Source organism: Pseudomonas sp. FW305-96, from assembly GCF_058783825.1.
On the sequence record NZ_JBYSYW010000016.1, the window covers coordinates 96609 to 118283 of the forward strand.

Genomic DNA, 21675 nt, shown 5'->3' on the forward strand with positions numbered 1-21675 from the left:
CCATGATAACCAGTCGGGGGCCGCTTGTCCGGCCCGGTCGAAGAATGACCCAAGCCGTACGCAGAATTTTCAGTGGAGAAAACCATGAGTGCAGTCCAGAGCGTAGGTCCCAAGGACCTGCCGGCGTTGCAGGAGCAGGTCGAGGCGATTGTCGCCGAGGCGCGCCGCCAGGGTGCCAGCGCCTGCGAAGTGGCGGTGTCGCTGGAGCAAGGCCTGTCCACCACGGTGCGCCAGCGCGAAGTCGAGACGGTCGAGTTCAATCGCGACCAGGGGTTCGGCATCACCCTTTACGTGGGCCAGCGCAAGGGGTCGGCCAGCACTTCGGCCAGCGGCCCTGAGGCGATCCGCGAGACGGTCGCCGCCGCGCTGGCAATCGCGAAACATACCTCCGAGGACGCCTGCTCGGGGCTGGCCGATGCCGCGTTGATGGCCCGTGAGATCCCCGACCTGGATCTCTACCATGACTGGGACATCGAACCGGAGAAAGCCATCGAGATGGCGCTGGCCTGCGAGGCGGCGGCGTTCGATGCCGACAAGCGCATCAGCAACGCCGACGGCACCACGCTCAATACCCATCAGGGTGTGCGGGTGTACGGTAACAGCCATGGTTTTATCGGTGGCTATGCCTCAACCCGTCACAGCCTGAGCTGCGTGATGATCGCCGAAGCCGATGGGCAGATGCAGCGTGACTACTGGTACGACGTCAATCGCCAGGGCCAGCTGCTGGCCGACCCGCGAAGCATCGGCCTGCGTGCCGCGCAGCGCGCGGCAAGCCGACTGGGTGCTCGCCCGGTCCCCACCTGCGAGGTGCCGGTGCTGTTCTCGGCCGAGCTCGCTGGCGGCCTGTTCGGCAGCTTCCTGTCGGCGATTTCCGGCGGCAACCTGTACCGCAAGTCGTCGTTTCTCGAGGGTACCCTTGGTCAGCGCCTGTTCCCCACCTGGCTGACCCTCGACGAGCGGCCACACATTCCGCGTGCTCTGGGCAGTGCAGCGTTCGATGGCGATGGCCTGGCCACCTACGCCAAGCCGTTCGTCGACAAAGGCGAGCTGGTGTCGTACATCCTGGGCACCTATTCGGGGCGCAAGCTGGGTTTGCCAAGCACCGCCAACTCAGGTGGCGTGCACAATCTGTTCGTCACCCACGGCGTCGAGGACCAGGCCGCACTGATCCGGCGCATGGGCCGTGGCCTGCTGGTAACCGAGCTGATGGGCCATGGGCTGAACATGGTGACCGGCGACTATTCGCGGGGTGCGGCGGGCTTCTGGGTGGAAAACGGCGAGATCCAGCACGCCGTACAAGAAGTGACCATTGCCGGCAACATGAAGGACATGTTCCAGCAGATCGTCGCCATTGGCAGCGATATCGAGACGCGTAGCAATATCCACAGCGGCTCGGTGCTGATCGAGCGCATGACGGTGGCGGGCAGCTGATCGGCGCTCTGTAGGGATAGGACGTGGGAGCGGGCTTGCCCCGCGATGCCCTCCAAGAACATCGCGGGGCAAGCCCCCCCCCCCCCCCCCCCCCCCCCCCCCCCCCCCCCACGCCGTAACTCCCATTTTCCCCAACCCGGCCATCGCGCCGGGTTTATTTTGCCTATCGTCTAGCTTGAACTGATTCTATTTATCACTTAATAATGAATATCATTATCCAGTAACCCGGCGATGATGTTCATGAAAACCGTCCTCCACGAACTGCCCTACCTGGAAAACTGGCGCTGGCTCAGCCGGCGCATCCGCTGCGCGCTGGAACCCGACGAGCCACGCCTGATCGAGCACTACCTCGCCGAAGGCCGCTATCTGGTGTGCTGCACCGAGACCTCGCCATGGACGGTGGCCTTGACCGCCTTGCGTCTGCTGCTCGATACCGCCAACGATCGCATGTTGCCCTGGCACTGGCGCTGCCTGTGCCTGGACCAGGCCTGGCGGCCGCTGCTCGACCTGCGCAATCTCGACCGCCTCGAACAAAACCAGCGTTGGCAGCCCTACGCGATGCAGCTTGCCAATTGCGTGCTGCTGCCGTCGATTTCTCCCGAAGAACTGATGCAAGGACTTGAAGATGAGTGATACCCGTATCGAGCGCGACAGCATGGGTGAACTGCAGGTGCCGGCCCAGGCCCTGTACGGTGCCCAGACCCAGCGCGCGGTCGACAACTTCCCGGTCAGCGGCAAGCCGATGCCGGCCCAGTTCATCCGCGCCTTGCTGCTGGCCAAGGCCGCTGCGGCCAAGGCCAACGTCGAGCTGGAACAGCTGAGCGCAGGGCAGGGCGCGGCCATCGTCAAGGCGGTGGAACAGTTGCTGGCCGAGGATTTCATCCGGCACTTCCCGGTGGACGTGTTCCAGACCGGCTCTGGCACCAGCTCGAACATGAACGCCAACGAGGTCATCGCGACCCTGGCCAGCCATGTGCTGGGCGAGCCGGTCAATGCCAACGACCACGTCAACTGTGGCCAGAGCAGCAACGACATCATCCCCACCACCATTCATGTCAGCGCCGCCCTGGCCCTGCACGAACAGCTGCTGCCGGCCTTGCGCCATCTCACCCAGGTGATCGAGGCCAAGGCAGTCGAGGTGCACAAGCACGTAAAGACCGGCCGCACCCATTTGATGGACGCAATGCCGGTACGCATGAGCCAGGTGCTCGGTGGCTGGGCCGCCCAGATCAAGGGCGCCCAGGTGCATATCGAAGCCACGCTGCCGAGCCTGCAAGCGCTGGCTCAGGGCGGCACGGCCGTGGGCACCGGGATCAATGCCCACCCGCAGTTCGCCGCAGGCTTTGCCCGCCAGTTGAGCGTCCTGACCCAGGTCGAGTTCACCCCCGGCGAGAACCTGTTTGCCCTGATCGGCTCCCAGGACACCGCGGTGGCGCTGTCGGGCCAGCTCAAGACGGCTGCCGTGGCGCTGATGAAGATCGCCAACGACCTGCGCTGGATGAACTCCGGCCCGCTCGCCGGTCTTGGTGAAATCGAGCTGCAGGGTCTGCAACCAGGCTCTTCGATCATGCCGGGCAAGGTCAACCCGGTGATCCCGGAGGCCACCGCGATGGTCGCCGCCCAGGTGATCGGCAACGACGCGACCATCGCCGTGGCCGGCCAGTCGGGCAACTTCGAGCTCAACGTGATGCTGCCGGTGATTGCCCGCAACCTGCTGGAGAGCATCGAGCTGATGGCCAATGTCAGCCGTTTGCTGGCCGACAAGGCCATCGCCAGCTTCAAGGTCAATGAGGCCAAGCTCAAGGAGGCGCTGTCGCGCAACCCGATCCTGGTCACCGCGCTGAATCCGATCATCGGCTACCTGAAGGCTGCCGAGATTGCCAAGACCGCCTACAAGCAAGGGCGTCCCATCATCGATGTGGCGCTGGAGCACACCGACCTGTCGCGTGACCAGCTCGAAGCGCTGCTGGACCCGGAAAAACTTACCGCTGGCGGCATCTGAACCCGGGCCGCCCAGGAGGCACGTCATGCAGCATTGGAAACGCACCACCCAAGATGCAAACCGCCTGTTCGAGCAGGGCGAGCTGGTCGACGCCCGGGAGCACTACCTGCAAGCACTGGCCTTGGCCCAGGTGCTGTTCGAGCGCTGGCATGACGTCGACGAGGCGGTGGCCGCACTGGTCATCGCCCACCACAACCTGGCCGACCTGCACCTGCGCCTGAACCAGCCGCACGAAAGCGCCGACTACTTGTGCGCGGCGCACCAGCGGCTGCTCCAGGCCAGCCAGGATCCGCGCCTGCCCCAGGCCCTGCGTGACGCGGCCTTGCGCCACAGCGGGCGCACTTATACCGAACTGCTGAGTTTCATCGCCGAGTACGGCCAATACCCGCGTACCGAGCGCCTGCTGAACCGCCAGGCGCCCGCAGCCAGCGAGCTGGTCGCGCACGCGGACATCACGGAACGCAAACCTGCCTACGGAATCCACTGACATGCCACATACCTTGCCTGCGTTGCCCTACGCCTACGATGCGCTGGAACCGCACATTGATACCCAAACCATGGAGATCCACCACAGCAAGCACCATCAGACCTACATCAACAACCTCAACGCCGCCATCGAGGGCACCGAATGGGCCGAATGGCCGGTGGAGCGACTGGTGGGCGCAGTCAAGCAACTGCCCGAGAAACTGCAAGGGGCGGTGGTCAACCAGGGCGGTGGCCATGCCAACCACACGTTGTTCTGGACCGTCATGTCGCCCAAGGGCGGTGGCCAACCCGAGGGTCAGGTAGCCCAGGCCATTGACGAGCAACTTGGTGGTTTCGAGGCGTTCAAGGAGGCCTTCACCAAGGCCGCGCTGAGCCGGTTCGGCAGTGGCTGGGCCTGGCTCAGCGTGACCCCGCAGAAAACCCTGGTGGTGGAGAGCAGCGGTAACCAGGACAGCCCGCTGATGCACGGCAATACGCCGATCCTCGGCCTGGATGTCTGGGAGCACGCCTATTACCTGAAGTACCAGAACCGCCGTCCTGAGTACATTGGCGCCTTCTACAACGTGGTCGACTGGGCCGAAGTGGAACGCCGCTACCTTGAAGCCCTGAAGTGAGTCTGACCGGTATGCGCTCCGAGGTGATGTCTGTCAGCAGTGTGCGCCTGTTCCGCCTGGCGCTTGGGACCGTGCTGTTGCTGGTCGGCACCGCGTTGCTGGTGACGCGTGGCATCGTCTGGCTGGACCTGGAACCGCGCATGTTGCGAGCCCTGGAGGGCGGCGCACTGTGCGCATTGGGGACGGCCTTGGGCGCGGTGCCGGTGCTGGTAATCCGTAACATGCCAGTGGCCGTGGCCGACACCTTGCTCGGTTTTGGTGCTGGTGTGATGTTGGCGGCCACCGCATTCTCGCTGATCATTCCCGGGCTGGATGCGGCCCAGGCCATCGGCTTCAGCCCATGGGGCGCTGGTGGTGTGATCAGCAGCGGCCTGTTGTTCGGCGCGTTGTGTCTGTTTCTGGTCGACCTCAAGGTCTCCGGCGCTTCACCGGAGGCCCTGGTCGGCAGTGAGCGGCAACCGGTTATCGCCGCGCGGATCTGGCTGTTCGTCATCGCCATCATTGCCCACAACATCCCCGAAGGCATGGCGATCGGGGTTTCCGCCGGTGGCGGGATGCCTGATGCCGATAGCCTGGCCATGGGCATCGCGTTGCAGGATGTGCCTGAGGGCCTGGTGATTGCGCTGGTGCTGGCAGGGGCGGGCATGCCGCGCTTCAAGGCGTTTCTGATCGGTGCGGCATCGGGGCTGGTCGAGCCGCTGGCAGCGGTGATCTGTGCCTGGCTGGTGAACATTGCCGAACTGTTGCTGCCGTTGGGCCTGGCCTGCGCGGCGGGGGCGATGCTGCTGGTGGTGACCCAGGAGATCATTCCGGAGTCACGCAGCAACGGGCATCACCGCCTGGCGAGCCTGGGGTTGTGTGTCGGGTTCTGTCTGATGATGGTGATGGACACGGCGATGTCGTGAAAAGCGCAGGATGAGCCGAGTTTCTCGTTTGCTGGCTTTGAGTGTTGTTCAGGCGAAAATGACTTCAACCCGTCCTTGAGGTCGCGACCGCGGCGCGGCCTTGACTACGATCTGCACGTCACGCCCAAGGCGTGCAAGACAATCGATCATCTTGCTTTCGCTGATACCACGGAATTTGCCGCGAATCATTTCCGAGACTTTAGGTTGGGGCAGGCCAAGGATCTGTGCGGCTTGCATCTGGGTCAGATGACGGGCCTTGATGATGCTGCAGATCTTGCTCGCCAGGCGTGCCTTGACCAGCATCTCGTCCGCATCAGGGTAGTTGAGGTCCGCGTAGACATTGCCGCTGCCTTGTTCGATTTCGCTCATGTCTGGATTCCTTCTGAGTGGGCCTGTGCAAGCTTCAATCGATTGCGCACCAGTGCGATGTCTGTTTGGGGCGTCTTGATGCCCGCCGTGGACTTCTTCTGGAAGCAGTGCAAGACATACACTGCAACGCCAAGACGTACGGTATAGACCGCACGATAGGTGTTGCCGTCATGGTCTTCCACGACCTCAAGAACGCCAGCGCCTGAAAACCCTCGGAGGACTTTCGACTGTAGGTGCCTGCCTCCTGTTTGAGCCAGATGCAGAGCGAAGCCGACGGTTTGCTGGACGCCCTCGGGTAGGCACTGCAGGTCCTTTTTGCTGCTTCCGACCCAGTACAGCGGTTTGGGTTGCCTGTCTTGCTCCATGAATTCACCTGTCGAATCTATACCTATATGGGTATAAACGCAATGTGGTGAGTCTGCATCCTGACAATTGGAAGAGGATGTTGCGGAAGGGGAAAGCGTTACTCGCCTTCGTCGAAGAAGTTGTTGATCAAGCCGACCAGCGCATCCATGGCTTCACCGTCCTGCTCACCCTCGGTGAGCAGGTGCACCTGAGTGCCCTTGCCGGCGGCGAGCATCATTACCGCCATGATGCTCTTGCCGTCCACCAGCTTGTCCGGCGCGCGCCCGACCCGTACCTGGCAGGGGAAACGCCCGGCGACGCCGACGAACTTGGCGGCCGCCCGCGCATGCAGGCCCAGCTTGTTGATGATGGTGATTTCGCGGGCGGGCATCGTGGGGCGGATCCTGTGGCTAGAGGTCGCGGTGGCGGACCTGGACGTTTTTCAGGGATTGCTGGAGCAGTTGGCCAAGCCGTTCGGTAATGTACACCGAGCGGTGGTGGCCGCCGGTACAGCCGATGGCGATAGTGACATAGGCGCGGTTGCTGGCGGCGAAGCGCGGCAGCCATTTGAGCAGGTAGCTGGAAATGTCCTGGAACATCTCCTCGACGTCCGGCTGCGCGGCCAGGTAGTCGATCACCGGCTGTTCGAGGCCGGAATGTTCGCGAAGTTCCGGCTTCCAGTACGGGTTGGGCAGGCAGCGCACGTCGAACACCAGGTCGGCATCCACCGGCATGCCACGCTTGAAACCGAATGACTCGACGAGAAACGCAGTGCCGGGCTCGGGCTGGTTGAGCAGGCGCAGCTTGATCGAGTCACGCAACTGGTACAGGTTCAGGTTGGTGGTATCGATCTTCAGGTCGGCAAGGTCGGCGATCGGCCCAAGCAGCTCGCTCTCCACCCGGATTGCCTCAGCCAGCGAACGGCTGTCGTTGGTCAGTGGATGGCGGCGGCGGGTTTCCGAAAAACGCTTGAGCAGCGTGTCTTCGTCGGCATCCAGATACAGCACGTCGCACTGAATATGCCGGGAGCGTGCCTCTTCCAGCAACTGAGGGAAGCGTGACAGATGGCTGGGCAGGTTGCGTGCATCGATCGAGACCGCAACCTTGGGTTGCAACAGCTCTGTGTTGATCAGGGCGTTTTCAGCCAGCTGCGGCAACAGCCCGGCAGGCAGGTTGTCGATGCAGTAATAGCCGTTGTCTTCCAGCACGTCGAGGGCGGTGCTCTTACCGGAGCCGGAGCGACCGCTGACGATGATCAGGCGCATGTTCAGTGCTCGTTTTGTACGTCCAGGACGACCTGGTAGAGGGTCTCGCTGCTATCGGCGGCACGCAGGCTATCGCGGACCTCCTTGCGATCAAGCATGCTGGCGATCTGGCGCAGCAGTTCAAGGTGCGCGTCGGTGGCGGCTTCCGGGACCAGCAGGACAAACAGCAGGTCGACCGGGGCGCCATCGATGGCATCGTAATCAATGGGGGCGTCCAGGTGCAGCAGGGCGCTGACAGGCGCGCTGCAACCTGCCAGGCGGCAATGGGGTATGGCGATGCCATTGCCAAAACCGGTGGAGCCCAGTTTTTCGCGAGCCCACAGGCTGTCGAAGACGTCTTGCATCTCCAGCTCAGGTACTTGCTCGGCGATCAGGTTGGCGACCTTTTCCAGGGCGCGCTTCTTACTGCCGCCCGGCACGTTCACGAGGGAACGGCCGGGGGTCAGGATGGTTTCAAGTCGGATCATGGATGAGGGGGATCAGCGGGCGGCTGCGCCTTGCAGCAGGCTTTGCTGTTTTTCCTTGTGTTTTTTCAGTTGGCGGTCGAGCTTGTCGGCCAGGGCATCGATCGCTGCATACATGTCTTGGTGTTCGGCGTTTGCAACCACCTCACCGCCGGGAATCTGGAGCGTGGCTTCGATCTTCTGCTGAAGCTTCTCGACTTTCATGATCACCGTCACGTTGGTGATCTTGTCGAAATGACCCTCCACCCGGGCGAGCTTCTCGAGCACGTAATCGCGCAGTGGTTGGGTGACTTCTACATGCTGTCCACTGATGTTGACTTGCATACAGCTTCTCCTTTGTTGCCCGTGCATAAAGAGGCAGGTGTTGCACCTGCCACTGAAACGCTGTGGCACATCCGGGGGCTACATCAGCCGCTTGCGCTCGCTCGAAGGGGCGATCCCCAACGACTCGCGATACTTGGCGACGGTGCGACGGGCTACCTGGATGCCTTGTGCCTCCAGTAAACCAGCGATCTTGCTGTCACTCAATGGCTTTTTCTGATTTTCCGCAGCCACCAGTTTCTTGATGATCGCGCGGATTGCCGTGGACGAGCATTCGCCGCCTTCGGCGGTGCTCACGTGGCTCGAGAAAAAGTATTTCAGTTCGTAGATGCCGCGCGGGGTGTGCATGTATTTCTGCGTGGTCACCCGGGAAATGGTCGATTCGTGCATGCCCACCGCCTCGGCGATGTCATGCAGGACCAGCGGCTTCATGGCCTCGTCGCCATGGTCGAGGAAGCCACGCTGGTGCTCGACGATCTGCGTCGCCACTTTCATCAGCGTCTCGTTGCGGCTCTGCAGGCTCTTGATGAACCAGCGCGCCTCCTGCAACTGGTTGCGCATGAAGGTATTGTCGGCGCTGGTGTCGGCGCGACGGACGAAGCCGGCGTACTGCGGATTGACGCGCAGCTTCGGCACCGCCTCCTGGTTGAGCTCGACCAGCCAGCGTTCGCTGTCCTTGCGCACGATGACGTCGGGCACGACGTACTCGGGTTCACTGGACTCGATCTGCGAGCCCGGGCGCGGGTTGAGGCTCTGTACCAGTTCGATGATCTGGCGCAGTTCGTCTTCCTTGAGCTTCATCCGGCGCATCAGCTGGCTGTAGTCGCGGCTGCCGAGCAGGTCGATGAAGTCGGTGACCAGGCGCTGTGCCTCGCTCATCCAGGGTGTCGAGGCCGGCAGCTGGCGCAGTTGCAGCAGCAGGCATTCGCCGAGGGTGCGGGCGCCAATGCCGGCCGGCTCGAACTGCTGGATGCGGTGCAGCACCGCCTCGACCTCGTCCAGCTCGATGTCCAGCTCCGGGTCGAAACCGGCGCAGATTTCTTCGAGGGTGTCTTCCAGGTAGCCCTGGGCGTTGATGCTGTCGATCAGGGTGACGGCGATCAGCCGGTCGGTGTCGGACATCGGCGCCAGGTTGAGCTGCCACAGCAGGTGGCTTTGCAGGCTCTCGCCCACCGACGTACGGGTGGTGAAGTCCCATTCGTCGTCATCGTTGCTCGGCAGGCTGCTGGCGCTGGTCTGGTAGATGTCTTCCCAGGCAGTGTCGACCGGCAATTCGTTGGGGATCCGCTCGGCCCATTCGCCGTCCTCCAGGTTTTCCGTGGTACTGCTGGAGGTTTCCTGGAAACTGTTGTCCTGGGCTTCGGCGGTCGGCTTGTTCTCGGCGTTGTCCGCCATGGGGTCGCTGTTGTCGAAGTCCTCGCCGTCTTCCTGACGTTCGAGCATCGGGTTGGACTCCAGCGCTTCCTGGATTTCCTGCTGGAGGTCCAGGGTGGAGAGCTGAAGCAGGCGGATGGCCTGTTGCAACTGAGGTGTCATCGTCAGTTGCTGGCCCATTTTTAGGACGAGCGATGGTTTCATGGCTGGGGCTTAATACCTTGTTGCCGGCGCGCATGCGCCATCCACTACACGTAGGGCGCTTGGGCGCCGACTTTAAGCAAGTTATATGCCTGAAATTGCAGCGTTTGCCTAGAGCACTGTAACAACTTAAGCCCCGATCAGGCGCATTCGCCAGTGCTCCGGGCAGGCCTGTGGTCAGAGTCGGAACTCGTGCCCCAGGTAAACTTCCTTGACCAACTGGTTGGCCAGGATGGTCTCGGCATCGCCTTCGGCGATCAGTTGGCCATCGTTGACGATGTAGGCCGTCTCGCAGATGTCCAGTGTCTCGCGAACGTTGTGGTCGGTGATCAGTACGCCGATGCCCTTGTTCTTGAGGTGGTGGATGATCTGCTTGATGTCGCCGACGGAAATCGGGTCGACACCGGCGAACGGTTCGTCCAGCAGGATGAACTTGGGTGCGGTGGCCAGGGCGCGGGCGATCTCGACCCGGCGACGTTCGCCGCCGGACAGGCTCATGCCCAGATTGTCGCGGATATGGCTGATGTGGAACTCCTGCAGCAGGCTTTCCAGCTCCTTGCGGCGGCCTTCGCGATCGAGGTCCTTGCGGGTCTCGAGGATGGCCATGATGTTGTCGGCCACCGACAGTTTACGGAAGATCGACGCTTCCTGCGGCAGGTAGCCGATACCGGCCTGGGCGCGCCCGTGCATCGGCTGGTGGCTGACATCGAGGCTGTCGATCAGCACACGGCCCTGGTCGGCCTGGACCAGGCCGACGATCATGTAGAAACAGGTGGTCTTGCCGGCGCCGTTGGGGCCGAGCAGGCCGACGATCTGGCCGCTGTCGATGGACAGGCTGACGTCGCGCACGACTTGCCTGCCCTTGTAGCTCTTGGCCAGGTGCTGGGCTTTGAGGGTTGCCATTTACTCGGCCTTTTTCTTCGGTTGAATGACCATGTCGATACGCTGACGCGGTGCAGTCACGTTGCCACCGCGTCCGGCGGTAGCCACCTGGGTCTTGGTGTTGTAGACGATCTTCTCGCCTTCGGTGGTGTTGCCTTCGTTCTCGACCTTGGCGCGGTCGGTGAGGATCACCACGTCTTTCTGCGCCTGGTACTGGATGGTCACGGCCCAGCCTTTCATCTTGTCGGGCTTGGCGGCGCTCTGCTGCTGCTCGAAGTAGGCCAGGTTGCCCACCGAGGTGACCACGTCGATATCGCCGTTGGCGGCGCGGGTCATGGTCACGGTGTTGCCTTTGATCATCATCGAGCCCTGGGTGATGATCACGTCGCCGGTGTAGGTGGCCACGCCCTGCTTGTCGTCCAGGTGGGCGTTGTCCGCCTGGATGCGGATCGGCTGGTCACGGTCGTTCGGCAGGGCGAAGGCGCTCGCGCTTCCCAGTGCTACGCCCAGGCTGAGCAGAAGGGGGATGGTTTTAACGAGCCTCATACTGTCCTCTTACGTTAGAGAGCAGGTCCATCCTGCCTTCTTTCAAATACGCTTTCATTCCTTTGCCCGTAGTCGTGCCACCGGCGCCGTCGATTCTAACGGCTTGCTCGGTCTGCGCATATTGCTTCTGCGGGAACACGGTCATGCGTGTGCTGGTGATGATGGTTTCGCGTTGCTTCTCGTCGGTGCGCGCCACGCGCACATCGTCGATCAGCTCCACCTCGGTGCCGTCCGGGTTGACCTCGGCGCGCTTGCTCTGCACATGCCAGGGGTACTCGGTGCCACGGTACATATGCAGGTCGGGGGTGGTCACCAGGGTGACCTCGCTGGCCTTGAGGTGCTCGACCTTGGCGGCGGTCATCTCGTACTGCAGCTTGCCGTCGGGCAGGAACTGCAGGCTGTGGGCGTTGATCGCGTAGTAGTCGATGGCGCTCTGGTCGACCTGGGCCTGGGGCTGTTCGAGGAAGCTTTCCGGGCTGATGTTCCAATAGCCTACCGCAACCAGCACGGCGGCGATCCCGCCTAGCAGCGCGACATTTCTGATCTTCTTGCTGAGCATGGGCAGCCTTAGAGGTAATGGGCGTTGGCAGCGTCCAGGGTGCCCTGGGCCTGCATGATCAGTTCACAGAACTCGCGGGCGGCGCCTTCGCCGCCGCGGGCCTGGGTAACGCCGTGGGCATGCTGGCGAACGAAGGCCGCGGCATTCTGCACCGCCATGCCCAGGCCGACGCGGCGGATCACCGGCAAGTCGGGCAGATCGTCGCCGAGGTAGGCGACCTGTTCATAGCTTAGATTGAGTTCGGCGAGCAGGCCGTCCAGCACCACCAGTTTGTCCTCGCGGCCCTGGAACAGGTGCGGGATACCAAGGTTCTTCGCCCGGCGCTCGACCACAGGGGTCTTGCGCCCGCTGATGATCGCGGTGGTCACGCCCGAGGCCATGAGCATCTTGATGCCGTGGCCGTCGAGGGTGTTGAAGGTCTTGAACTCGCTGCCGTCCTCGAGGAAGTACAGGCGGCCATCGGTGAGCACGCCGTCAACGTCGAACACCGCCAGCTTGATAGTCTTGGCGCGTTGCATCAGGTCCTGGGTCATTTACATCACTCCGGCGCGCAGCAGGTCGTGCATGTTCAGGGCGCCGGTCGGGCGGTCGTCCTGATCGACAACCACCAGCGCGCTGATCTTGTGGTCTTCCATGATCTTCAGTGCCTCGGCGGCGAGCATCTCGGCGCGGGCGGTCTTGCCGTGCACGGTCATGACTTCGTCGATGAGCGTCTTGTGCACGTCGATGTTGCGGTCCAGGCTGCGGCGCAGGTCACCGTCGGTGAAGACGCCGGCCAGCTTGCCGTCGTTACCCAGCACCACGGTCATGCCCAAACCTTTGCGAGACATTTCAAGCAGCGCGTCCTTGAGCAGGGTGCCGTTCTTTACCACGGGCAGCTCTTCGCCGGCATGCATGACGTTCTCGACCTTCAGCAGCAGGCGACGGCCCAGCGCGCCGCCCGGGTGGGAGAAGGCAAAGTCTTCGGCGGTGAAGCCGCGAGCCTCCAGCAGGGCGATGGCCAAGGCGTCGCCCAGCGCCAGCGCCGCAGTGGTGGAGGAGGTCGGCGCAAGGTTGAGCGGGCAGGCTTCCTGGGCGACGCTGGCGTCGAGGTTGACCTCGGCGGCCTGGGCCAGGGGCGAGTCCGGTTTGCCGGTGAGGCTGATCATCTGGATGCCCAGGCGCTTGATCAAGGGCAGCAGGGTGATGATCTCGGCGGTGCTGCCGGAGTTGGACAGGGCAAGAATGACATCGTCACGGGTGATCATGCCCATGTCGCCATGGCTGGCCTCGGCCGGGTGCACGAAGAACGCCGGGGTGCCGGTGCTGGCCAGGGTGGCGGCGATCTTGTTGCCGATGTGCCCCGACTTGCCCATGCCTACCACCACGACCCGCCCCTTGCTGGCCAGGATCAGTTCGCAGGCCTTGACGAAGTCCCCGTCGATGCGGGCCAGCAGGGCCTCCACGGCCTCGAGTTCGAGGCGCAGGGTGCGCTGGGCGGATTGGATCAGCTCGCTGGATTGGGTCATGTCGGAACGCAATGCCTGATGAAAAGGCGGCGATTATAGCCGCAATGTGTGAAAGGCTCATCCTTCGAATGTCATATGGATGCCGCGCCTGCCTGTCTGTGCCCTGAACGAGTGGGGTGACGGCCTTGGGGCGGGCCTATCAGCGGTGCTATAGTTCGCCGCTATTCGGCCCGCCGGGGACCTGTGTGCCTTCAAGATGAAGGCAGGCGTCCACTATGACGAGGCTGCACTAGCAAGGAGTCTAGATGAGTGTGGATAGCGCCTACGCGGTCGAGTTGAAGGGCGTCACCTTCAAGCGCGGTTCGCGCAGCATTTTCAGCAACGTGGACATACGCATTCCCCGCGGCAAGGTCACCGGCATCATGGGGCCTTCAGGGTGCGGCAAGACCACCTTGCTGCGCCTGATGGGCGCGCAGTTGCGCCCGGCCGGCGGCGAAGTCTGGGTCAATGGGCAGAACCTGCCCGCGCTGTCGCGGGGCGACCTGTTCGATGCGCGCAAGCAGATGGGCGTGCTGTTCCAGAGCGGTGCGCTGTTCACCGACCTGGATGTGTTCGAGAACGTGGCCTTCCCGCTGCGGGTGCATACGCAGCTGTCGGACGAGATGATCCGCGACATCGTGCTGATGAAGCTGCAGGCCGTGGGTCTGCGCGGCGCCATCGACCTGATGCCCGACGAGCTGTCTGGCGGCATGAAGCGCCGTGTGGCACTGGCCCGTGCGATCGCCCTGGACCCGCAGATCCTCATGTACGACGAGCCGTTCGTCGGTCAGGACCCGATCGCCATGGGCGTGCTGGTGCGCCTGATCCGCCTGCTCAACGATGCCCTGGGCATCACCAGTATCGTGGTGTCCCATGACCTGGCGGAAACCGCGAGCATTGCCGACTACATCTATGTGGTCGGCGATGGCCAGGTGCTGGGGCAGGGCACGCCGGACGAACTGATGGGCTCGGACAACCCGCGCATCCGCCAGTTCATGAAAGGCGACCCTGATGGCCCGGTACCCTTCCACTTCCCTGCGCCTGACTACCGCGCCGATTTGCTGGGGACGCGTTGATGCGCAGAAAATCCTTACTCGAACGTATCCGTCTGTTCGGCCGTTCGGCCATCGATGTGCTGGCCGTACTGGGACGCTCGTGCCTGTTCCTCGGCCATTCGCTGGGCGGGCGCAGTGGTATCGGCGGCGGTTTCCAGCTGCTGGTCAAGCAACTGTATTCGGTGGGCGTGCTGTCGCTGGCGATCATCGTCGTGTCCGGCGTGTTCATCGGCATGGTCCTGGCGCTGCAGGGCTACAGCATTCTCAACAAGTATGGCTCGGAACAGGCGGTGGGGCAGATGGTCGCCCTGACCCTGCTGCGCGAGCTCGGGCCGGTGGTCACCGCTTTGCTGTTCGCTGGCCGCGCGGGTTCTGCGCTGACCGCCGAAATCGGCAACATGAAATCCACCGAGCAACTGTCGAGCCTGGAAATGATCGGCGTCGACCCGCTCAAGTACATCGTGGCGCCACGCCTGTGGGCCGGCTTCATTTCGCTGCCGCTGCTGGCGCTGATCTTCAGCGTGGTGGGCATCTGGGGCGGCTCGTGGGTCGCCGTGGACTGGCTGGGCGTCTACGAAGGCTCGTTCTGGGGCAACATGCAGAACAGTGTCTCTTTCAGCGACGACGTGCTCAACGGGCTGATCAAGAGCCTGGTGTTCGCCTTCGTCGTTACCTGGATCGCCGTATTCCAGGGGTACGACTGTGAGCCCACTTCAGAAGGGATCAGCCGTGCCACCACCAAGACCGTGGTCTATGCCTCGTTGGCAGTCCTGGGTCTGGACTTTATTCTGACCGCCTTGATGTTTGGAGATTTCTGATGCAAAACCGCACCCTGGAAATCGGTGTCGGCCTGTTCCTCCTGGCCGGGATCCTGGCGCTGCTGCTGCTGGCCCTGCGTGTCAGCGGGCTGTCGGCCAGCCCGAGCAGCGACACATATAAAGTTTATGCGTACTTCGACAATATCGCCGGTTTGACGGTCAGAGCTAAAGTGACCATGGCTGGCGTGACCATCGGCAAGGTCACCGCCATCGATCTGGATCGCGACTCCTATACCGGCCGGGTCACGCTGCAGCTGGACAAGCATGTCGACAACCTGCCGACCGACTCCACTGCCTCGATCCTGACCGCCGGCCTGCTGGGCGAGAAGTACATCGGCATCAGCGTGGGCGGCGAGGACGTGGTTCTCAAGGATGGCAGCACCATCCACGACACGCAGTCGGCGCTGGTGCTGGAAGATCTGATCGGCAAGTTCCTGCTCAACTCGGTGGGCAAGGAACCGAAAGAAGCTCAACCGGCTAATTAAGGAGTTTCCATGATTTCGATCCTGCGACGTGGCCTGCTGGTTCTGCTGGCGGCCTTCCCCCTGCTGGCCCTGGCCGCGCCTGGGCAGTCTGCCCGTGATGTGATCCAGGGCACCACCACCCAGTTGCTCAGCGATCTGAAGAGCAACAAGGAGCAGTACAAGGCCGATCCCAATGCGTTTTACAACGCGCTCAACGCCAATCTCGGCCCGGTGGTCGATGCCGACGGCATCTCCAAGAGCATCATGACGGTCAAGTATTCGCGCAAGGCCTCGCCCGAGCAGATGCAGCGCTTCCAGGAGAACTTCAAGCGCAGCCTGATGCAGTTCTATGGCAACGCCTTGCTGGAGTACAACAACCAGGGCATCACCGTCGACCCGGCCAAGGCCGAGGGTGACGATCGCACCAGCGTCGGCATGAAGATCACCGGCACCAACGGCGCGGTCTATCCGGTGCAGTACACCATGGTCAAGCTGGACGGCGAGTGGAAGGTGCGTAACGTCATCGTCAACGGCATCAACATCGGCAAGCTGTTCCGCGACCAGTTCCAGGATGCCATGCAGCGTAACGGCAACAACCTGGACAAGACCATCGACGGTTGGGCCGGTGAAGTGGCCAAGGCCAAGGAAACAGCCGACAGCTCGCCGGATAAGGAAGTCAAATGAGTGACGCCGCCGTGAGCATGGCCGCGCCGGGCGTTCTTGCCCTGGCCGGCGTGCTGGATTACCGCAGCGGCCCGGCCCTGCGCAAACAGGGCAAGGCGTTGATCGCCGCCAGTGGCGAGGCGCGCCTGGTGTTCGATTGCACTGCGGTGGTCAAATCGAGCAGCGTCGGCCTGTCGTTGCTGCTGGGGTTCATGCGCGATGCCCAGGCGGCGGGAAAAACCTGGGAGTTGCGCGGTATCCCCGAGAACATGCAGGAAATTGCCGGGGTCTATGACCTCGATGAGGTATTGGCGGGCTGATGCCCTGCCGTTCGGGAAAGGCCCCTCGGTCAGTGCGCCCCTTCATGGGCTTCGCAGGCGAGGGGCTTTTTTGTATGATGGCCGACCCGCGCGCGTTGGGCGCCGATCGAGGTTGAGCATGCAGGCCGTAGAAGTTAAAAGCTTTCTGGAAGAGAAATTGCCGGGAACCCAGGTCGAAGTTGAAGGCGAAGGCTGCAACTTCCAGTTGAACGTGATCAGCGACGAGCTGGCCGGCCAGAGCCCGGTCAAGCGTCAGCAGGCGATCTATGCTCACCTCAATCCGTGGATCGCCAACGGCAGCATTCACGCGGTAACCATGAAATTCTTCAGCAGCGCAGCCTGGGCTGAGCGCACCTGAGCCTACTTGGCGGCGAGATACGTATGGACAAACTGATTATCACTGGTGGCGCGCGTCTCGATGGCGAGATCCGCATTTCCGGCGCAAAGAACTCCGCCCTGCCGATCCTTTCGGCCACCCTGCTGTGCGATGGCCCGGTCACGGTCGGCAACCTGCCGCACCTGCACGACATCACCACCATGATCGAGCTGTTCGGCCGCATGGGCATCGAGCCTGTGATCGACGAAAAGCTCTCGGTGGAGATCGACCCGCGTACCATCAAGACCCTGGTCGCTCCCTACGAGCTGGTCAAGACCATGCGCGCCTCGATCCTGGTGCTCGGCCCCATGGTAGCCCGCTTCGGTGAGGCCGAAGTGGCCCTGCCGGGTGGCTGCGCCATCGGTTCGCGTCCGGTCGACCTGCACATCCGCGGCCTCGAGGCCATGGGCGCGAAGATCGACGTCGAAGGCGGCTACATCAAGGCCAAGGCCCCCGAAGGCGGCCTGCGCGGCGCGCATTTCTTCTTCGACACCGTCAGCGTCACCGGCACCGAGAACATCATGATGGCCGCCGCCCTGGCCAAGGGCCGCAGCGTGCTGCAGAACGCCGCCCGTGAGCCGGAGGTGGTCGACCTGGCCAACTTCCTGATCGCCATGGGTGCGAAGATCCAGGGCGCCGGTACCGACACCATCACCATCGATGGCGTCGAGCGTCTGCACTCGGCCAACTACCGCGTCATGCCCGACCGTATCGAGACCGGCACCTACCTGGTCGCCGCTGCCGTTACCGGTGGCCGCGTCAAGGTCAAGGATACCGATCCGACCATCCTCGAAGCCGTCCTCGAGAAGCTCAAGGAAGCCGGCGCCGACATCACCACTGGCGAAGACTGGATCGAGCTGGACATGCACGGCAAGCGTCCGAAGGCCGTTAACCTGCGTACCGCTCCTTACCCGGCGTTTCCAACTGATATGCAGGCGCAGTTCATTTCGCTCAACGCCATCGCCGAAGGCACTGGCGCGGTAATCGAGACCATCTTCGAGAACCGCTTCATGCACGTGTATGAGATGCACCGCATGGGTGCGCAGATCCAGGTCGAGGGCAACACCGCCATCGTCACTGGCGTCAAGGCGCTCAAAGGTGCGCCGGTAATGGCCACCGACCTGCGTGCTTCCGCCAGCCTGGTGCTGTCGGCGCTGGTCGCCGAAGGCGACACCCTGATCGATCGCATCTACCACATCGACCGTGGCTACGAGTGCATCGAGGAGAAACTGCAGATGCTGGGCGCGAAGATACGTCGCGTACCGGGCTAGCAGTCATCACGGCGCAGGGACGCGCCAGCCGAATCCTATGCGGTCGGGCTGCAGAGCCCGGCCGGCAGTAGACGCTTAAGGACCGACGTTCCAATGTTGACCATCGCGCTATCCAAAGGCCGTATTCTCGACGATACCCTGCCACTGCTGGCCGAGGCCGGTATCGTGCCGACCGAGAATCCGGACAAGAGCCGCAAGCTGATCATCCCCACCACGCAGGATGATGTGCGCCTGCTCATCGTGCGTGCCACCGATGTGCCGACCTATGTCGAGCATGGCGCCGCCGACCTCGGTGTGGCCGGCAAGGACGTGCTGATGGAGTACGGTGGCCAGGGCCTGTACGAACCCCTGGACCTGCAGATCGCCCAGTGCAAGCTGATGACCGCTGGCGTAACCGGCGCACCCGAGCCCAAAGGTCGCCTGCGCGTGGCTACCAAGTTCGTCAATGTAGCCAAGCGCTACTATGCCGAACAGGGCCGCCAGGTCGACATCATCAAGCTGTACGGCTCCATGGAGCTGGCGCCGCTGATCAACCTTGCCGACAAGATCATCGACGTGGTCGACACCGGCAATACCCTGCGCGCCAACGGCCTCGAGCCCCAGGACCTGATCGCCACGATCAGCTCGCGCCTGGTGGTCAACAAGGCCTCCATGAAGATGCAGCACGCCCGTATCCAGAGCCTGATCGACACCCTGCGCAACGCCGTCGAATCGCGACACCGCGGCTGACCTCTGCGCGCGACCTCCGCTGTCGCGCCCGTCTATCCGCGTCATAGCCTTTTTTCCCAGGTGCCCGCGCGGATGGAGTGGTAGCTTTAGGGCGCCTGAACATCCGCTAATAACGAGGCCCTCGCCATGACCGTGTCCACTGCAATTGCCCGTCTCAACGCCGCTGACCAGGATTTCGCCCGACATCTGGATCATCTGCTGAGCTGGGAAAGTGTGTCCGATGACGCGGTCAACCAGCGCGTGCTCGACATCATCAAGGCCGTGCGTGAGCGCGGTGACCAGGCGCTGGTGGAGTTCACCCAGCGTTTCGATGGCGTCGATGCCAAGACAATCGATGACCTGATCCTCGATCGCGAGCGCCTGGAGCTGGCGCTGACGCGCATTACCCCGGTGCAGCGCGAGGCCCTGGAAAAGGCCGCCAACCGCGTGCGTATCTACCATGAGCGGCAGAAGCAGGACTCGTGGCAGTACACCGAGGCTGACGGCACCGTCCTCGGCCAGAAGGTCACGCCGCTGGACCGCGCCGGGCTGTATGTGCCTGGTGGCAAGGCATCGTACCCGTCGTCGGTGTTGATGAATGCCATTCCGGCCAAGGTCGCGGGCGTCGGCGAGGTGGTGATGGTAGTGCCGACCCCCCGTGGCGAGGTCAACGAACTGGTCCTCGCCGCAGCCTGTATCGCCGGGGTCGACCGGGTGTTCACCGTCGGTGGTGCCCAGGCCGTGGCAGCCCTGGCCTACGGTACCGAGAGCGTGCCGCAGGTGGACAAGATCGTCGGCCCGGGCAACATCTACGTGGCCACTGCCAAGCGCCATGTGTTCGGCCAGGTTGGTATCGACATGATCGCCGGCCCTTCGGAGATTCTGGTGGTCTGCGACGGCCAGACCGATCCGGACTGGATCGCCATGGACCTGTTCTCCCAGGCCGAACACGACGAGGATGCCCAGGCGATCCTGGTCAGCCCGGACGCCGCTTTCCTCGATCGCGTCGCTGCCAGCATCGACAAGCTGCTGCCGACCATGGAGCGTGCCGAGATCATCGAGAAGTCGATCAACGGCCGTGGCGCGCTGATCCAGGTGCGTGACATGCAGCAGGCCATCGAGGTGGCCAACCGCATCGCCCCTGAGCACCTGGAGCTGTCGGTGGCCGACCCGCAGGCCTGGTTGCCGCAGATCCGCCATGCCGGCGCGATCTTCATGGGCCGCCATACCAGCGAGGCGCTGGGCGACTACTGCGCAGGCCCCAACCATGTGTTGCCAACCTCCGGCACCGCGCGCTTCTCTTCGCCACTGGGTGTGTACGACTTCCAGAAGCGTTCGTCGATCATCTTCTGCTCCGAGCAGGGCGCATCCGAACTGGGTCACACCGCGTCGGTGCTGGCCCGTGGCGAGTCGCTGACCGCCCATGCCCGTAGCGCTGAATACCGCATCCTCAACGAGAAGGGGAACTAAGCATGAGTCGTTTCTGGAGTCCCTTCGTCAAGGACCTGGTGCCTTACGTGCCGGGTGAGCAGCCAAAGCTGGCGCGGCTGGTCAAGCTGAACACCAACGAGAACCCCTATGGCCCGTCGCCCAAGGCGCTGGAAGCCATGCGCGGTGAGCTCAACGATAACCTGCGCCTGTATCCGGACCCGAACGGTGACCGGCTCAAGCAGGCGGTGGCCGAGTACTATGGTGTGGCACCGGCCCAGGTGTTCGTCGGCAACGGTTCGGACGAGGTGCTGGCGCACATCTTCCATGGCCTGTTCCAGCACGATCGTGGGCCGCTGCTGTTCCCGGACGTCAGCTACAGCTTCTATCCGGTGTATTGCGGCCTGTACGGTATCGCGTTCGAGCAGGTGGCGCTGGATGAGCAGTTCCAGATCCGGGTTTCGGACTACAGCAAGCCCAATGCCGGGGTCATCTTCCCCAACCCCAATGCGCCGACCGGCTGCCTGTTACCGCTTGCGGCGGTCGAGCAACTGCTGCAGGCCAACCGGGATTCGGTGGTGGTGGTCGATGAGGCCTACATCGATTTCGGTGGCGAAACGGCCATCAGCCTGGTTGATCGCTATGACAACCTGCTGGTGACCCAGACCTTGTCCAAGTCGCGTTCGCTGGCGGGGCTCAGGGTTGGCCTGGCGGTGGGGCATCCTGACCTGATCGAGGCCTTGGAGCGGATCAAGAACAGCTTTAACTCCTACCCGTTGGATCGCATGGCGATTGTCGGGGCGGCGGCGGCGTTCGACGACCGTGAGTATTTCGATGAGACCTGCCGCAAGGTTATCGACAGCCGGGACGTGCTGGTTTCTGAGTTGGTGGCGCGTGGGTTCGAAGTGCTGCCTTCGGCGGCGAACTTCATCTTTGCCCGGCATCCCGGGCAGGATGCTGCCGGGATCGCGGCGCGGCTTCGTGAGCAGGGGGTGATTGTTCGGCACTTCAAGCAGGAGCGGATTGCGCAGTTCCTGCGGATTACCATTGGGACGCCGGAGATGAATCAGGCTTTGCTTGATGCTTTGAATTGATATCAGGGTTTTGACAGGGGGCGAATTGGGGTTGGTTGTTCTGACTTCTGATTCGCCCCTTGTTGTTGTTGTTGTTGTTGTTGTTGTTGTTGTTGTTGTTTGGTGGTTTTGGAAGTTGTATGCGCATTCATTTTTGATGTCGACGCTTATTCACCTTTCCGCCCTTACGGCGGGTCCCTTTTTGAAGGATCAAAAAGGAACCAAAAAATCCTCGCTCCATTCATCCG

29 protein-coding genes are annotated in these 21675 nt (G+C 62.7%); 17 read left to right on the forward strand and 12 right to left on the reverse strand.

Annotation, left to right across the window (positions count from 1 at the left end; all coding sequences use genetic code 11):
* Positions 1 to 84: 84 nt before the first annotated feature.
* The 6 genes from pmbA to AC3WL2_RS14440 all read left to right on the forward strand — a co-directional run bounded on the left by pmbA (position 85) and on the right by AC3WL2_RS14440 (position 5438).
* Entirely contained in the window at positions 85 to 1431 is a 1347-nt protein-coding gene (gene pmbA / locus AC3WL2_RS14415; protein ID WP_102682710.1) for a metalloprotease PmbA, read from the forward strand.
* A 231-nt stretch (positions 1432 to 1662) separates the two neighbouring features.
* Positions 1663 to 2064 carry a hypothetical protein gene (locus AC3WL2_RS14420; protein WP_046856974.1) on the forward strand — a complete coding sequence of 134 codons (402 nt, stop codon included), beginning with the start codon at positions 1663 to 1665 and terminating at the stop codon, positions 2062 to 2064.
* A complete protein-coding gene (locus AC3WL2_RS14425; protein WP_102682711.1) occupies positions 2057 to 3433 on the forward strand; it encodes a class II fumarate hydratase in 1377 nt (458 codons plus the stop codon). Before AC3WL2_RS14420 ends, AC3WL2_RS14425 begins: the two co-directional genes overlap by 8 nt.
* A 25-nt stretch (positions 3434 to 3458) precedes the next feature.
* On the forward strand, positions 3459 to 3920 hold the full coding sequence (locus AC3WL2_RS14430) for a DUF2753 family protein (RefSeq protein WP_102682712.1): 462 nt from the start codon (positions 3459 to 3461) through the stop codon (positions 3918 to 3920).
* Position 3921: 1 nt separating this feature from the next.
* Positions 3922 to 4533, forward strand: a complete 612-nt coding sequence (locus tag AC3WL2_RS14435) for a superoxide dismutase (RefSeq protein WP_102682713.1) — start codon at positions 3922 to 3924, stop codon at positions 4531 to 4533.
* A gap of 11 nt (positions 4534 to 4544) precedes the next feature.
* Entirely contained in the window at positions 4545 to 5438 is an 894-nt protein-coding gene (locus AC3WL2_RS14440) for a ZIP family metal transporter (protein WP_102682714.1), read from the forward strand.
* A 48-nt stretch (positions 5439 to 5486) separates the two neighbouring features.
* Here AC3WL2_RS14440 and AC3WL2_RS14445 read toward each other — a convergent pair whose 3' ends face one another.
* The 12 genes from AC3WL2_RS14445 to AC3WL2_RS14500 all read right to left on the reverse strand — a co-directional run bounded on the left by AC3WL2_RS14445 (position 5487) and on the right by AC3WL2_RS14500 (position 13272).
* Entirely contained in the window at positions 5487 to 5807 is a 321-nt protein-coding gene (locus tag AC3WL2_RS14445) for a helix-turn-helix domain-containing protein (RefSeq protein ID WP_050704093.1), read from the reverse strand.
* Positions 5804 to 6172, reverse strand: a complete 369-nt coding sequence (locus AC3WL2_RS14450; RefSeq protein ID WP_102682715.1) for a type II toxin-antitoxin system RelE/ParE family toxin — start codon at positions 6170 to 6172, stop codon at positions 5804 to 5806. Before AC3WL2_RS14450 ends, AC3WL2_RS14445 begins: the two co-directional genes overlap by 4 nt.
* 98 nt (positions 6173 to 6270) lie before the next feature.
* Positions 6271 to 6543, reverse strand: coding sequence for an HPr family phosphocarrier protein (locus AC3WL2_RS14455; RefSeq protein ID WP_102682716.1), 273 nt, complete (start codon positions 6541 to 6543; stop codon positions 6271 to 6273).
* Positions 6544 to 6562: 19 nt separating this feature from the next.
* Positions 6563 to 7417 carry an RNase adapter RapZ gene (rapZ, locus tag AC3WL2_RS14460; RefSeq protein WP_023629088.1) on the reverse strand — a complete coding sequence of 285 codons (855 nt, stop codon included), beginning with the start codon at positions 7415 to 7417 and terminating at the stop codon, positions 6563 to 6565.
* A 2-nt stretch (positions 7418 to 7419) separates the two neighbouring features.
* The gene (ptsN, locus tag AC3WL2_RS14465; protein ID WP_102682717.1) at positions 7420 to 7884 is read right to left on the reverse strand and encodes a PTS IIA-like nitrogen regulatory protein PtsN; all 465 of its coding nucleotides are present in this window, start codon (positions 7882 to 7884) and stop codon (positions 7420 to 7422) included.
* A gap of 12 nt (positions 7885 to 7896) precedes the next feature.
* Positions 7897 to 8205: a ribosome hibernation-promoting factor, HPF/YfiA family gene (gene hpf, locus AC3WL2_RS14470; RefSeq protein ID WP_023629086.1), complete on the reverse strand. Its 309-nt coding sequence runs from the start codon at positions 8203 to 8205 to the stop codon at positions 7897 to 7899.
* A gap of 78 nt (positions 8206 to 8283) precedes the next feature.
* Positions 8284 to 9780, reverse strand: coding sequence for an RNA polymerase factor sigma-54 (locus AC3WL2_RS14475; RefSeq protein ID WP_102682718.1), 1497 nt, complete (start codon positions 9778 to 9780; stop codon positions 8284 to 8286).
* Between the two features lie 174 nt (positions 9781 to 9954).
* Positions 9955 to 10680 (reverse strand): LPS export ABC transporter ATP-binding protein, encoded by a 726-nt coding sequence (lptB, locus tag AC3WL2_RS14480; protein ID WP_023629084.1) that lies wholly within the window; start codon positions 10678 to 10680, stop codon positions 9955 to 9957.
* The gene (gene lptA / locus AC3WL2_RS14485) at positions 10681 to 11205 is read right to left on the reverse strand and encodes a lipopolysaccharide transport periplasmic protein LptA (RefSeq protein WP_023629083.1); all 525 of its coding nucleotides are present in this window, start codon (positions 11203 to 11205) and stop codon (positions 10681 to 10683) included.
* Positions 11192 to 11764, reverse strand: a complete 573-nt coding sequence (gene lptC, locus AC3WL2_RS14490) for an LPS export ABC transporter periplasmic protein LptC (protein ID WP_102682719.1) — start codon at positions 11762 to 11764, stop codon at positions 11192 to 11194. Before lptC ends, lptA begins: the two co-directional genes overlap by 14 nt.
* 8 nt (positions 11765 to 11772) lie before the next feature.
* A complete protein-coding gene (locus tag AC3WL2_RS14495) occupies positions 11773 to 12297 on the reverse strand; it encodes a KdsC family phosphatase (protein ID WP_102682720.1) in 525 nt (174 codons plus the stop codon).
* A complete protein-coding gene (locus tag AC3WL2_RS14500; protein WP_102682721.1) occupies positions 12298 to 13272 on the reverse strand; it encodes a KpsF/GutQ family sugar-phosphate isomerase in 975 nt (324 codons plus the stop codon).
* 245 nt (positions 13273 to 13517) lie between these two features.
* Here AC3WL2_RS14500 and AC3WL2_RS14505 point away from each other — a divergent pair, with 245 nt between their 5' ends.
* The 11 genes from AC3WL2_RS14505 to AC3WL2_RS14555 form a co-directional block, all read left to right on the forward strand.
* Entirely contained in the window at positions 13518 to 14327 is an 810-nt protein-coding gene (locus tag AC3WL2_RS14505) for an ATP-binding cassette domain-containing protein (protein ID WP_023630420.1), read from the forward strand.
* Positions 14327 to 15124, forward strand: a complete 798-nt coding sequence (gene mlaE / locus AC3WL2_RS14510; RefSeq protein ID WP_031315029.1) for a lipid asymmetry maintenance ABC transporter permease subunit MlaE — start codon at positions 14327 to 14329, stop codon at positions 15122 to 15124. The genes AC3WL2_RS14505 and mlaE overlap by 1 nt, the downstream gene beginning before the upstream one ends.
* On the forward strand, positions 15124 to 15609 hold the full coding sequence (mlaD, locus tag AC3WL2_RS14515; RefSeq protein ID WP_023630422.1) for an outer membrane lipid asymmetry maintenance protein MlaD: 486 nt from the start codon (positions 15124 to 15126) through the stop codon (positions 15607 to 15609). Before mlaE ends, mlaD begins: the two co-directional genes overlap by 1 nt.
* 9 nt (positions 15610 to 15618) lie before the next feature.
* Complete coding sequence (locus AC3WL2_RS14520) at positions 15619 to 16272, forward strand: MlaC/ttg2D family ABC transporter substrate-binding protein (RefSeq protein ID WP_046856965.1); 654 nt, start codon at positions 15619 to 15621, stop codon at positions 16270 to 16272.
* The gene (locus tag AC3WL2_RS14525) at positions 16269 to 16571 is read left to right on the forward strand and encodes an STAS domain-containing protein (protein ID WP_023630424.1); all 303 of its coding nucleotides are present in this window, start codon (positions 16269 to 16271) and stop codon (positions 16569 to 16571) included. The genes AC3WL2_RS14520 and AC3WL2_RS14525 overlap by 4 nt, the downstream gene beginning before the upstream one ends.
* A 118-nt stretch (positions 16572 to 16689) precedes the next feature.
* Complete coding sequence (locus AC3WL2_RS14530) at positions 16690 to 16929, forward strand: BolA family protein (RefSeq protein ID WP_023630425.1); 240 nt, start codon at positions 16690 to 16692, stop codon at positions 16927 to 16929.
* Positions 16930 to 16952: 23 nt separating this feature from the next.
* Positions 16953 to 18218, forward strand: a complete 1266-nt coding sequence (gene murA, locus AC3WL2_RS14535; protein WP_046856963.1) for a UDP-N-acetylglucosamine 1-carboxyvinyltransferase — start codon at positions 16953 to 16955, stop codon at positions 18216 to 18218.
* Positions 18219 to 18311: 93 nt separating this feature from the next.
* A complete protein-coding gene (gene hisG, locus AC3WL2_RS14540) occupies positions 18312 to 18947 on the forward strand; it encodes an ATP phosphoribosyltransferase (RefSeq protein WP_023630427.1) in 636 nt (211 codons plus the stop codon).
* Between the two features lie 126 nt (positions 18948 to 19073).
* A complete protein-coding gene (hisD, locus tag AC3WL2_RS14545) occupies positions 19074 to 20396 on the forward strand; it encodes a histidinol dehydrogenase (protein WP_102682722.1) in 1323 nt (440 codons plus the stop codon).
* Positions 20397 to 20398: 2 nt separating this feature from the next.
* Positions 20399 to 21448 (forward strand): histidinol-phosphate transaminase, encoded by a 1050-nt coding sequence (hisC, locus tag AC3WL2_RS14550; RefSeq protein ID WP_102682723.1) that lies wholly within the window; start codon positions 20399 to 20401, stop codon positions 21446 to 21448.
* Positions 21449 to 21479: 31 nt separating this feature from the next.
* A partial coding sequence (locus AC3WL2_RS14555; protein ID WP_218277509.1) for a hypothetical protein occupies positions 21480 to 21675 on the forward strand: 196 nt, incomplete at its 3' end.

Bases quoted from the DNA above. Each gene is read 5' to 3' on its own strand.
- AC3WL2_RS14455 (WP_102682716.1), bottom strand. From the start codon at position 6,543: ATGCCCGCCCGCGAAATCACCATCATCAACAAGCTGGGCCTGCATGCG.
- ptsN (WP_102682717.1), bottom strand. From the start codon at position 7,884: ATGATCCGACTTGAAACCATCCTGACCCCCGGCCGTTCCCTCGTGAAC.
- mlaD (WP_023630422.1), top strand. From the start codon at position 15,124: ATGCAAAACCGCACCCTGGAAATCGGTGTCGGCCTGTTCCTCCTGGCC.
- hisD (WP_102682722.1), top strand. From the start codon at position 19,074: ATGACCGTGTCCACTGCAATTGCCCGTCTCAACGCCGCTGACCAGGAT.
- AC3WL2_RS14495 (WP_102682720.1), bottom strand. From the start codon at position 12,297: ATGACCCAGGACCTGATGCAACGCGCCAAGACTATCAAGCTGGCGGTG.
- AC3WL2_RS14475 (WP_102682718.1), bottom strand. From the start codon at position 9,780: ATGAAACCATCGCTCGTCCTAAAAATGGGCCAGCAACTGACGATGACA.
- AC3WL2_RS14430 (WP_102682712.1), top strand. From the start codon at position 3,459: ATGCAGCATTGGAAACGCACCACCCAAGATGCAAACCGCCTGTTCGAG.
- lptB (WP_023629084.1), bottom strand. From the start codon at position 10,680: ATGGCAACCCTCAAAGCCCAGCACCTGGCCAAGAGCTACAAGGGCAGG.
- lptC (WP_102682719.1), bottom strand. From the start codon at position 11,764: ATGCTCAGCAAGAAGATCAGAAATGTCGCGCTGCTAGGCGGGATCGCC.
- AC3WL2_RS14505 (WP_023630420.1), top strand. From the start codon at position 13,518: ATGAGTGTGGATAGCGCCTACGCGGTCGAGTTGAAGGGCGTCACCTTC.
- murA (WP_046856963.1), top strand. From the start codon at position 16,953: ATGGACAAACTGATTATCACTGGTGGCGCGCGTCTCGATGGCGAGATC.
- hisC (WP_102682723.1), top strand. From the start codon at position 20,399: ATGAGTCGTTTCTGGAGTCCCTTCGTCAAGGACCTGGTGCCTTACGTG.
- AC3WL2_RS14450 (WP_102682715.1), bottom strand. From the start codon at position 6,172: ATGGAGCAAGACAGGCAACCCAAACCGCTGTACTGGGTCGGAAGCAGC.
- AC3WL2_RS14425 (WP_102682711.1), top strand. From the start codon at position 2,057: ATGAGTGATACCCGTATCGAGCGCGACAGCATGGGTGAACTGCAGGTG.
- hpf (WP_023629086.1), bottom strand. From the start codon at position 8,205: ATGCAAGTCAACATCAGTGGACAGCATGTAGAAGTCACCCAACCACTG.
- rapZ (WP_023629088.1), bottom strand. From the start codon at position 7,417: ATGCGCCTGATCATCGTCAGCGGTCGCTCCGGCTCCGGTAAGAGCACC.
- AC3WL2_RS14420 (WP_046856974.1), top strand. From the start codon at position 1,663: ATGATGTTCATGAAAACCGTCCTCCACGAACTGCCCTACCTGGAAAAC.
- AC3WL2_RS14530 (WP_023630425.1), top strand. From the start codon at position 16,690: ATGCAGGCCGTAGAAGTTAAAAGCTTTCTGGAAGAGAAATTGCCGGGA.
- AC3WL2_RS14440 (WP_102682714.1), top strand. From the start codon at position 4,545: ATGCGCTCCGAGGTGATGTCTGTCAGCAGTGTGCGCCTGTTCCGCCTG.
- hisG (WP_023630427.1), top strand. From the start codon at position 18,312: ATGTTGACCATCGCGCTATCCAAAGGCCGTATTCTCGACGATACCCTG.
- AC3WL2_RS14500 (WP_102682721.1), bottom strand. From the start codon at position 13,272: ATGACCCAATCCAGCGAGCTGATCCAATCCGCCCAGCGCACCCTGCGC.
- pmbA (WP_102682710.1), top strand. From the start codon at position 85: ATGAGTGCAGTCCAGAGCGTAGGTCCCAAGGACCTGCCGGCGTTGCAG.
- AC3WL2_RS14525 (WP_023630424.1), top strand. From the start codon at position 16,269: ATGAGTGACGCCGCCGTGAGCATGGCCGCGCCGGGCGTTCTTGCCCTG.
- AC3WL2_RS14445 (WP_050704093.1), bottom strand. From the start codon at position 5,807: ATGAGCGAAATCGAACAAGGCAGCGGCAATGTCTACGCGGACCTCAAC.
- AC3WL2_RS14520 (WP_046856965.1), top strand. From the start codon at position 15,619: ATGATTTCGATCCTGCGACGTGGCCTGCTGGTTCTGCTGGCGGCCTTC.
- lptA (WP_023629083.1), bottom strand. From the start codon at position 11,205: ATGAGGCTCGTTAAAACCATCCCCCTTCTGCTCAGCCTGGGCGTAGCA.
- AC3WL2_RS14435 (WP_102682713.1), top strand. From the start codon at position 3,922: ATGCCACATACCTTGCCTGCGTTGCCCTACGCCTACGATGCGCTGGAA.
- mlaE (WP_031315029.1), top strand. From the start codon at position 14,327: ATGCGCAGAAAATCCTTACTCGAACGTATCCGTCTGTTCGGCCGTTCG.